An 8130-nucleotide genomic window follows, 5' to 3' on the forward strand; every position below is an offset into this window, starting at 1 on the left:
ACTTTATCCTGAAACCCTGAACGGAAAAATTCAGAATTCAGAATTCCCTTAGTACGCTTTGCTTTGCCATTCGGTGAGGGCGACGCGCATCCCCGGGAGCTGGGTTTTGAAGGCGGTATCCTGCTTCTCACCCAGCTTGATGGCCTTGCGGCCCACCTCAATGGCCGTGGCGTAATCCTGCTTGGACGCCAGCAGCCGGGCCTTGATCCAGGTGTTGTTGTAGGCTTCCTTCAGCCGGATGGACTCGTTGATGTAGCGCAGGGCCAGCTCCGACTCCAGGCTGTTCTGCACCAGATAGTCGGCGGCCTGGGCCAGCAGCTGCCAGTTTTTCGGCTGGGCGGTAATGGTTTTTTCGATGGTGGCCAGCACCTTGGTGTTCACGTCGGTTTCGACTATTAAACTCACCGTGCGCTTTTCCCAGGTCAGGTTGAGGCGGGCATGGTTGGGTTTGAGCTCCGAAAACCAGTACAGCAGGTTTTCGTGCATGGCCGCCGGTTCCGGGGTGCCCTTCAGGCGCAGCTGATCATCCTTGGCGTTGTAGCCCTCGGCTCCCCAGTGCGTCGTGACGCGGTTGAGGATCAGCTCCCAGTCCTGCCCGTCGTGGGGCACCACGTAGAAGGAGTAGCGTCCGGCCGGCACGGCCTGCCCGTTGAGCGTTACCGGGTCGGCGAAGGAAATCAGGGTATTCTCGTTGGCTCCGGCCCGCCACACCTGGTCGTAGGGTACCAGCGCCCCCCAGATGGCGCGGCCCCGCACGCTGGGCGAGTGATAGTCGATAACGACGTCGGTGAGGCCCACGGTCTGCTGCACCACGGCGTGCGGACTCATCTGGGGCAGGGGCAGCTGCTGCTGCTCGGCGTACGTCTGCGCCTGGGTAGCCCGGCCGGTAAGCAGGCAGCCGGCAAGGCCGCAACCAAGGAGCAAAGCAGAAAAGCGGGAGGAAAGCATAGGAGAGGAAGAAGCTGGAAAAGGACGCCGGACGGGCGCACTGCCCGTCTCCCGAAACAATAGTGCCAAAGATATGGTTGGCCCAAAACGGGAGCCCAAAGGTCCGGTTTTTGAATAATTTATTTGGGATAAAATTTTGTTCCCAGTCTGTCGCTTGTACATTTGCGCAGCAATTCGCCTCCATGATCCTCGTCGCGCCCCTTTTCCGCACCCGCCCCCAAGCCGCCGCCCCCACCGTGGGCGTTGCCGCTGGCTGGCTGCGCGCGGCGCACCATCATGTGCCCGGCCACCATTCCTCTTTGTAGAGGAATGAACACAGCATATCGCCCCCGTTGGGTCAGCCGCTAGCCGGCGACCCGGCCGCCCCGCAAAGGCGGCCCGACCGCTATTTGCGGCTTTCCCAAGCCGCCCCGGTTATCGCTCCGCAATCAGTCTTCCCGCAATAGCGGTTACGCCCGCAGCCAGCGCCACTCATCCATCATCCTTCAGTAGTTAACATTCCCATGATTCGTTTAGCCATTCAGAAGTCGGGCCGCCTGAGCGAGGATTCGCTTAATCTCATTCGTGAGTGCGGAATCTCCTTCGTCAGCAGCACCTATAAGCTCAAAACCGAAGCTACCAACTTCCCCCTCGAAATCCTGTTTCTGCGCGACGACGACATTCCCGGCTACGTGCAGGACGGCGTGGCCGACCTGGGTATCGTGGGTCAGAACGTGCTGGTTGAAGCCGGCTTCCCGGACCTGGAAGTAGAAACGCTGGGCTTCAGCAAGTGCCGCCTGTCGCTGGCCGTGCTGCGCAACGAAGCCTACAGCTCGGTAGCTGATTTGCAGGGCAAGAACATTGCCACCTCGTACCCCCAGATTCTGGGCCGCTACCTGGCCGGGCAGGGCGTGCAGGCGCACCTGCACACCATCAGCGGCTCGGTGGAAATTGCGCCGAGCATTGGCCTGGCCGAGGCTATCTGCGACATCGTCTCGTCGGGCTCCACGCTGCTGGGCAACGGCCTGCGGGAAGTGGAAACCGTGTTCCGCTCCGAAGCGGTACTGATTGCCCACCAGGCATTATCCGCGGAAAAGCAGGACCTGCTGGCCCAGCTGCGCTTCCGGATGCAGGCCGTGCGCCGGGCCCGGCGCAACAAGTACATTCTGCTCAATGCGCCTACCGCCGCCCTCGACGCCGTGAAAGCCCTGCTGCCCGGCATCAAGTCGCCTACGGTGACGCCGCTGGCCGAGGAAGGCTGGGTGTCGGTGCAGTCGGTAGTGAACGAGGACGATTTCTGGCACATCACCGGCCAGCTCAAAGCCGTCGGCGCCGAAGGCATTCTGGTCCTTCCGATTGAGAAGATGATTAGCTAATGTGATTAATGTGCTAATGTGCTAATGTGATTAATGTGATTAATGTGCTGATGTGGGTAATGTGCTGATGTGGAGAATGTGCTGCCTGTCAGTAGTATGTTCAATATCAGCGCGTCAACACATTGTGCACATCAGCACCCCAGCATATTCCCCACATTAGCACATCAGCACATTAAATCACATCAGCACATTAGTCACATTCCCCGCATTAGCACATCAGCACATTAATCACATTAATCACATTCCCCACATCAGCACATTAAATCACATCAGCACATTAATCACATTCCCCACATCAGCACATTAACCGCATTAACCGCATGCAGATCTTTCAATATCCCAGTCAGCCGGAATGGGCGGCGCTCCAGTTGCGGGCCGCCGCGCAGCAGGCTCAGGACGTGGAGCAGCGCGTGCAGCAGATCTTCACCGACGTGCGCCAGCGCGGCGACGCGGCTTTGGTCGAGTATGGTCAGCAGCTCGACGGGGCCGATCTGCGCGGCGGACTGCGCGTGACGCCCGCAGAGCTGGAGGCCGCCGGCGCCCAGGTGCCCCCGGAGCTGCAAACGGCCATTCGGCAGGCCCACGCCAACATCCGCCGTTTCCATGAGGCGCAGCGCCCCACGGAAGAGCGGGTCGAGACGATGCCGGGCGTGCAGTGCTGGCGGCGGGCCGTGCCGGTGCAGCGCGTGGGCCTCTATATTCCCGGCGGCACCGCGCCGTTGTTCAGCACCTTATTAATGCTGGGGGTGCCGGCCCGGCTGGCCGGCTGCCCCGAAGTGGTGCTCTGCACGCCGCCGCGGTCGGATGGCTCGGTGAACCCCATTATTCTGTTCACGGCCCAGCTGCTCAACATCACCACCATCATCAAAGCCGGGGGAGCCCAGGCCGTGGCCGCGCTGAGCGGCGGGACGGAATCGGTGCCGGCCGTGGATAAGATCTTCGGCCCCGGCAACCGCTACGTCACGGCCGCCAAGCAGCTGGCTACCCGCTACGGCGTGGCCATCGATATGCCGGCCGGGCCGTCGGAAGTGCTGGTCATTGCCGATGAGTCGGCCAATCCGGTTTTCGTGGCCGCCGATCTGCTCAGCCAGGCCGAGCACGGCCCCGACTCGCAGGTGATTCTGCTGTCGGATTCGCTGGCGATACTTGAAGCCACCCAGGCCGAAGTACAGCGCCAGCTGGCCACGCTGCCCCGGGCCGCGGTGGCGGCGCAGGCCCTGGCCGAAAGCCGCGCCATTCTACTGCGCACGCCGGAGGAAATGCTGTTCTTCTCCAACCAGTACGCGCCCGAGCACCTGATTCTGGCGGTGAAAAATCCGGAGCAGCTGGCCGAGGGCGTCACCAGCGCGGGCTCGGTGTTTCTGGGTCACCTCACCCCGGAGGCCGTGGGCGACTACGCCTCGGGTACCAACCACACGCTGCCCACCAACGGCTACGCCCGCAACTACAGCGGCGTGTCGCTCGACTCGTTCCTGAAGAAAATCACGTTCCAGCGTATCACCGCCGAAGGGCTGCACAACATTGGGCCGGTGGTCGAAACGATGGCGGAAGCCGAAGGCCTCAGCGCCCACGCCCGCGCCGTCACCCTGCGGCTGGAGTCATTGGCGGGTCAGCTTTCATAAGAACAGTCAGGCTGAGCGAAGCCGAAGCATCTGGCGGGCTGATGTCAGAATAGTAACTCAACAAAGCGGGCGAGAGGCTGCGGCTAGCTCAGCAGGACAGTCAAAATAATCAGCGTCATCAGCGCCCATCAGTTAAAATCAGTGATTATGGATTTAGAAAGCCTTATTCGCCCCAACATCCGCGCGATGAAACCGTATTCGTCGGCGCGGGACGAGTTTCAGGGCGACGCCCGCGTGATGCTCGACGCCAACGAAAACAGCCTGGGCAGCGCCGGCCCCGGGCAGTTCAACCGCTACCCCGACCCGCACCAGCGGGCCGTGAAGGCGGAGCTGGCGCAGCTCAAAGGCGTGAGTCCCACCCAGATTTTCCTCGGCAACGGCTCCGACGAAGCCATCGACCTGCTCGTGCGCCTCACCTGCACGCCCGGCCAGCAGGACAGCATCCTGATTCTGCCGCCCACCTACGGCATGTACGAGGTGGCCGCGAACCTGAACGACGTGGCCATCGAACGGGTGCCGCTCACCGCCGACTTCCAGCTTTCGGCCGAGGCTACCGCGCAGATCCTGGCTTCAGGGGCGAAGCTGGTCTGGCTTTGTTCCCCGAACAACCCGACCGGCAATTTGCTGCACGCCGCCGCCATCGAAGAAATCCTGCGCGGCTTCCGCGGCCTGGTGGTCGTGGATGAGGCGTACGCCGACTTCGCCGCCGCCCCGAGCTGGACGACCCGGCTGGCGGAATTCCCGAACCTGGTGGTGCTCCAGACCTTTTCCAAGGCCTGGGGCCTGGCCGGCCTGCGCCTGGGCATGGCCTTCGCTTCGCCCGAAATCATCGGTTACCTCAATAAAATCAAGCCGCCGTATAATGTGTCGGAAGCTACCCAGCAGCACGCACTGGCGGCCCTGCACGACGCGCCCCGGTTCGAGCAGATGCGCAAGGAGCTGTTAACCGGCCGCGACTGGCTGGCGGAGCGGCTGCCGGCGTTGGCCATCGTGGAGGAAGTGTTTCCCTCGGATGCCAACTTCCTGCTGGTGCGCTTCGGTCCCGATGCCACGGCGGTGTATGACTACCTGCTGGAGAAAGGCATCGTGGTCCGCAACCGCACCACCCAGCCCGGCTGCGCCGGCACACTGCGCCTGACCGTGGGCACCGAAGCCGAAAACGAGCAGCTGCTGCAGGCCCTGCGCGAGTTCAACTAATCAGTAAGCAACATCAGTTGTCCTGCTGAGCCAACGAAGCATTTTGCGGGCTGACGTTGCAATAGCAAATCGACGAAGAGTCAGAGCTGCTGCAGCCGGTTCAGCCGCACATAAGTAGAAATTGCCAATCATGAAAAAAGTACTTCTCATCGACCGCGACGGCACCATCCTGATCGAGCCGCCGACGGATTTTCAGGTGGATGCCCTGACCCGGGAAAAATTTCAGTTCGTGCCCGGGGCCATCAGCGGCCTGGCCCGCATTGCCCGCGAGCTGGACTACGAGCTGGTACTGGTCAGCAACCAGGATGGGCTGGGGACGGCCAGCTTCCCGGAAGAAACCTTCTGGCCGGCTCACACCATGATGCTCGACGTGCTGCGCTCGGAAGGAGTGGAGTTCGTGCGCGAGCATATCGACCGCAGCTTCCCCCACGAAAACCTGCCGACCCGCAAGCCGGGCACGGGCATGCTCCAACAGTATTTGGTGGCAGGCAGCTACGACCTGCAGAACTCCTTCGTCATCGGCGACCGGCTCACCGACGTGGAGCTGGCCCAGAATCTGGGTTGCCAGTCGATCCTGATCCGGGAGGAAGCCGACGACCGCGCCGCGCTGAGCACCACGAGCTGGGAAAGTATATACCAATTCCTGCGGCTGCCCGCCCGCACGGCAGTAGTACAACGCGACACGAACGAAACCAAGATCCGCATCGAGCTGAACCTCGACGGCGCGGGCCGCCCGCAGATGCGCACCGGCCTGGGTTTCTTCGACCACATGCTCGATCAATTGAGTAAGCACTCGGGCGTGGATATGAAGATCGACGTACAAGGCGACCTGCACATCGACGAGCACCACACCATTGAAGACACGGCCATTGCTCTGGGCGAGGCTTTCACCCAGGCCCTCGGCGACAAGCGCGGCCTGGCCCGCTACGGTTTTCTGCTGCCCATGGACGACGTGCTGGCTCAGGCGGCCATCGACTTCTCCGGTCGGCCCTGGATTGTGTGGGAAGCCGACTTCAAGCGGGAGCGGGTAGGGGATATGCCCTGCGAAATGTTCTACCATTTCTTCAAGAGCTTTTCCGACGCTGCCCGCTGCAACCTCAACATCAAGGCGGAGGGGCAGAACGAGCATCATAAGATCGAAGCCATCTTCAAGGCCGTAGCAAAAGCCATCAAAATGGCCCTGGTGCGCGACGCCGGGAAGATGGAAATTCCGAGCACGAAAGGCATCCTGTAAGACTTATCCAAATGTTATAACATTTGGATAAGTCTGGGTTGAAGTCAGTTAAGCAGTGATTTGCGAACGAGGAGAAGAATAAGGCAGGCAGCTGGATAAGCAGCTTTATTAAACAAATGAGTAAATAATAAAGGTTGCTCAAATGAATATAGCAGTCGTAGATTACAAGGGTGGCAACGTGCAGTCGGTGCTGTTTGCGCTGGAGCGCCTGGGGGTACAGGCCACGCTCACGGCCGACCACGACGTGATTCGCGGGGCGGATAAGATTCTGTTTCCCGGCGAAGGAGAAGCCTCGTCGGCGATGCAGGAGTTGCGGGCCCAGGGCCTCGATCAGCTGTTGCCCACCCTGACTCAGCCCTTCCTGGGCATCTGCTTAGGCATGCAGCTGCTGGGCCGGCACAGCGAGGAGAACAACGCCCAGATGCTCGGCATCCTGCCCTTCGACGTGGTGCGGTTTCCGGAAGCCTCAGGTCTGAAAGTTCCCCACATGGGCTGGAATAATCTGCAGCAGCTCCGCTCGCCACTGTTTGCCGGGCTGCGGGAAGAAGACTACGTCTACTTCGTGCACAGCTACTACGCCCCGGTCGGGGAGTACACCATTGCCGAAGCCGAGTACCCGACACCCTTCAGCGCGGCCGTGCAGCACGAGAACTTCTACGCCGTGCAGTTTCACACCGAGAAAAGCGGCCCGGTTGGTACCCGCATCCTGGAGAATTTTTTAAAGCTGTAGCCGGCTGTCATCCTGAGCCGGCGAAGGACCTTACCACGGTTGAACGACATTTGCTCTAACGGGTCGTTCATATCCCACCAGGTCCTTCGCCGGCTCAGGATGACAGGTCCGGACGCAGCACCAGGCACCAATAACCAAGCACCAGAAAATGGAAATAATACCCGCTATCGACCTCATCAATGGCCAGTGCGTGCGCCTGACCGAGGGAGACTTTGCCCGGCAAACCACCTACGATTCCGATCCGCTGGCCGTGGCGCAGCGCTTCGAGCAGCACGGCGTGAAGCGCCTGCACCTGGTGGACCTCGACGGCGCCCGGGCCCGGCAGCCGGTGAACCTGCCGGTGCTGGAGCGCCTGGCTCGCCATACCAGTCTGGTCATCGACTTCGGGGGCGGGCTGCAGAGTGAGGAAGCCCTGGCGCAGGCCTTCGACGCCGGCGCGGCCCAGATTACGGCCGGCAGCATCGCCGTGCGCGAACCCGCGACGGTACAGCAGTGGCTGCGCACGTTCGGGCCGGACCGGATCCTGCTGGGCGCGGATTTCCGCGACAATCATATTTCCATCAATGCCTGGGCGGAGCAGTCGGAGCGGACCCTGACCGAGTTTATTGATGAGTACCTGCAGGCCGGCGCTACCACCTTCATCTGCACCGACGTGAGCAAGGACGGCAAGCTGCAGGGCCCGTCAACGGCTACCTACCGGCAGCTGCGCCTCGCCTTGCCCCAGGCCCGGCTGATTGCCAGTGGCGGGGTCACAACTATTGCCGATGTGGAGGCGCTGGCGGCAATCGGGATGCACGGCGCCATCATCGGCAAAGCCATCTACGAAGGCACCATCACGCTGGAAGAGTTAAAGCCCTGGCTGTAGAGTGGTTTTTGGCAGGTGATTGTTGGTTTTTGGTGGGTGGTTATTGGTTTTTGGTGGGTGGTTTTTAGCCCTGCTGGATGTGGGAAACTGTGCTGGTTGATTGCCTTTATCCGGAAGGAGGCCACCCACCAACAACCACCCACCAAAAACCAATTGCCTTTATCCGGAAGGAGGCCACC

At 61.2% G+C, this 8130-nt stretch carries 7 protein-coding genes; 6 read left to right on the top strand and 1 reads right to left on the bottom strand.

What is annotated here, in order from left to right:
- Positions 1-48: 48 nt before the first annotated feature.
- The gene (locus tag ABD833_RS10140) at positions 49-948 is read right to left on the bottom strand and encodes a DUF2911 domain-containing protein (RefSeq protein ID WP_345072742.1); all 900 of its coding nucleotides are present in this window, start codon (positions 946-948) and stop codon (positions 49-51) included.
- Between the two features lie 503 nt (positions 949-1451).
- Here ABD833_RS10140 and hisG point away from each other — a divergent pair.
- The 6 genes from hisG (at position 1452) to hisA (ending at position 7951) form a co-directional block, all read left to right on the top strand.
- Positions 1452-2303: an ATP phosphoribosyltransferase gene (gene hisG / locus ABD833_RS10145; protein WP_345072743.1), complete on the top strand. Its 852-nt coding sequence runs from the start codon at positions 1452-1454 to the stop codon at positions 2301-2303.
- Positions 2304-2623: 320 nt separating this feature from the next.
- Complete coding sequence (gene hisD, locus ABD833_RS10150; RefSeq protein ID WP_345072745.1) at positions 2624-3925, top strand: histidinol dehydrogenase; 1302 nt, start codon at positions 2624-2626, stop codon at positions 3923-3925.
- A gap of 147 nt (positions 3926-4072) precedes the next feature.
- Positions 4073-5122: a histidinol-phosphate transaminase gene (gene hisC / locus ABD833_RS10155; RefSeq protein WP_345072746.1), complete on the top strand. Its 1050-nt coding sequence runs from the start codon at positions 4073-4075 to the stop codon at positions 5120-5122.
- A gap of 130 nt (positions 5123-5252) precedes the next feature.
- On the top strand, positions 5253-6356 hold the full coding sequence (hisB, locus tag ABD833_RS10160; RefSeq protein WP_345072747.1) for a bifunctional histidinol-phosphatase/imidazoleglycerol-phosphate dehydratase HisB: 1104 nt from the start codon (positions 5253-5255) through the stop codon (positions 6354-6356).
- Positions 6357-6498: 142 nt separating this feature from the next.
- Positions 6499-7086 (top strand): imidazole glycerol phosphate synthase subunit HisH, encoded by a 588-nt coding sequence (hisH, locus tag ABD833_RS10165; protein WP_345072749.1) that lies wholly within the window; start codon positions 6499-6501, stop codon positions 7084-7086.
- A 148-nt stretch (positions 7087-7234) separates the two neighbouring features.
- Positions 7235-7951: a 1-(5-phosphoribosyl)-5-[(5-phosphoribosylamino)methylideneamino]imidazole-4-carboxamide isomerase gene (hisA, locus tag ABD833_RS10170; protein WP_345072751.1), complete on the top strand. Its 717-nt coding sequence runs from the start codon at positions 7235-7237 to the stop codon at positions 7949-7951.
- Positions 7952-8130: the final 179 nt, after the last annotated feature.

Origin of the sequence: Hymenobacter fastidiosus, assembly GCF_039539565.1 — a bacterium.
In the GTDB taxonomy this organism is placed as follows: domain Bacteria; phylum Bacteroidota; class Bacteroidia; order Cytophagales; family Hymenobacteraceae; genus Hymenobacter; species Hymenobacter fastidiosus.

Excerpts from the sequence above, each read along its gene's own strand:
- ABD833_RS10140 (WP_345072742.1), bottom strand. The coding sequence starts at position 948 with ATGCTTTCCTCCCGCTTTTCTGCTTTGCTCCTTGGTTGCGGCCTTGCC.
- hisG (WP_345072743.1), top strand. The coding sequence starts at position 1,452 with ATGATTCGTTTAGCCATTCAGAAGTCGGGCCGCCTGAGCGAGGATTCG.
- hisD (WP_345072745.1), top strand. The coding sequence starts at position 2,624 with ATGCAGATCTTTCAATATCCCAGTCAGCCGGAATGGGCGGCGCTCCAG.
- hisC (WP_345072746.1), top strand. The coding sequence starts at position 4,073 with ATGGATTTAGAAAGCCTTATTCGCCCCAACATCCGCGCGATGAAACCG.
- hisB (WP_345072747.1), top strand. The coding sequence starts at position 5,253 with ATGAAAAAAGTACTTCTCATCGACCGCGACGGCACCATCCTGATCGAG.
- hisH (WP_345072749.1), top strand. The coding sequence starts at position 6,499 with ATGAATATAGCAGTCGTAGATTACAAGGGTGGCAACGTGCAGTCGGTG.
- hisA (WP_345072751.1), top strand. The coding sequence starts at position 7,235 with ATGGAAATAATACCCGCTATCGACCTCATCAATGGCCAGTGCGTGCGC.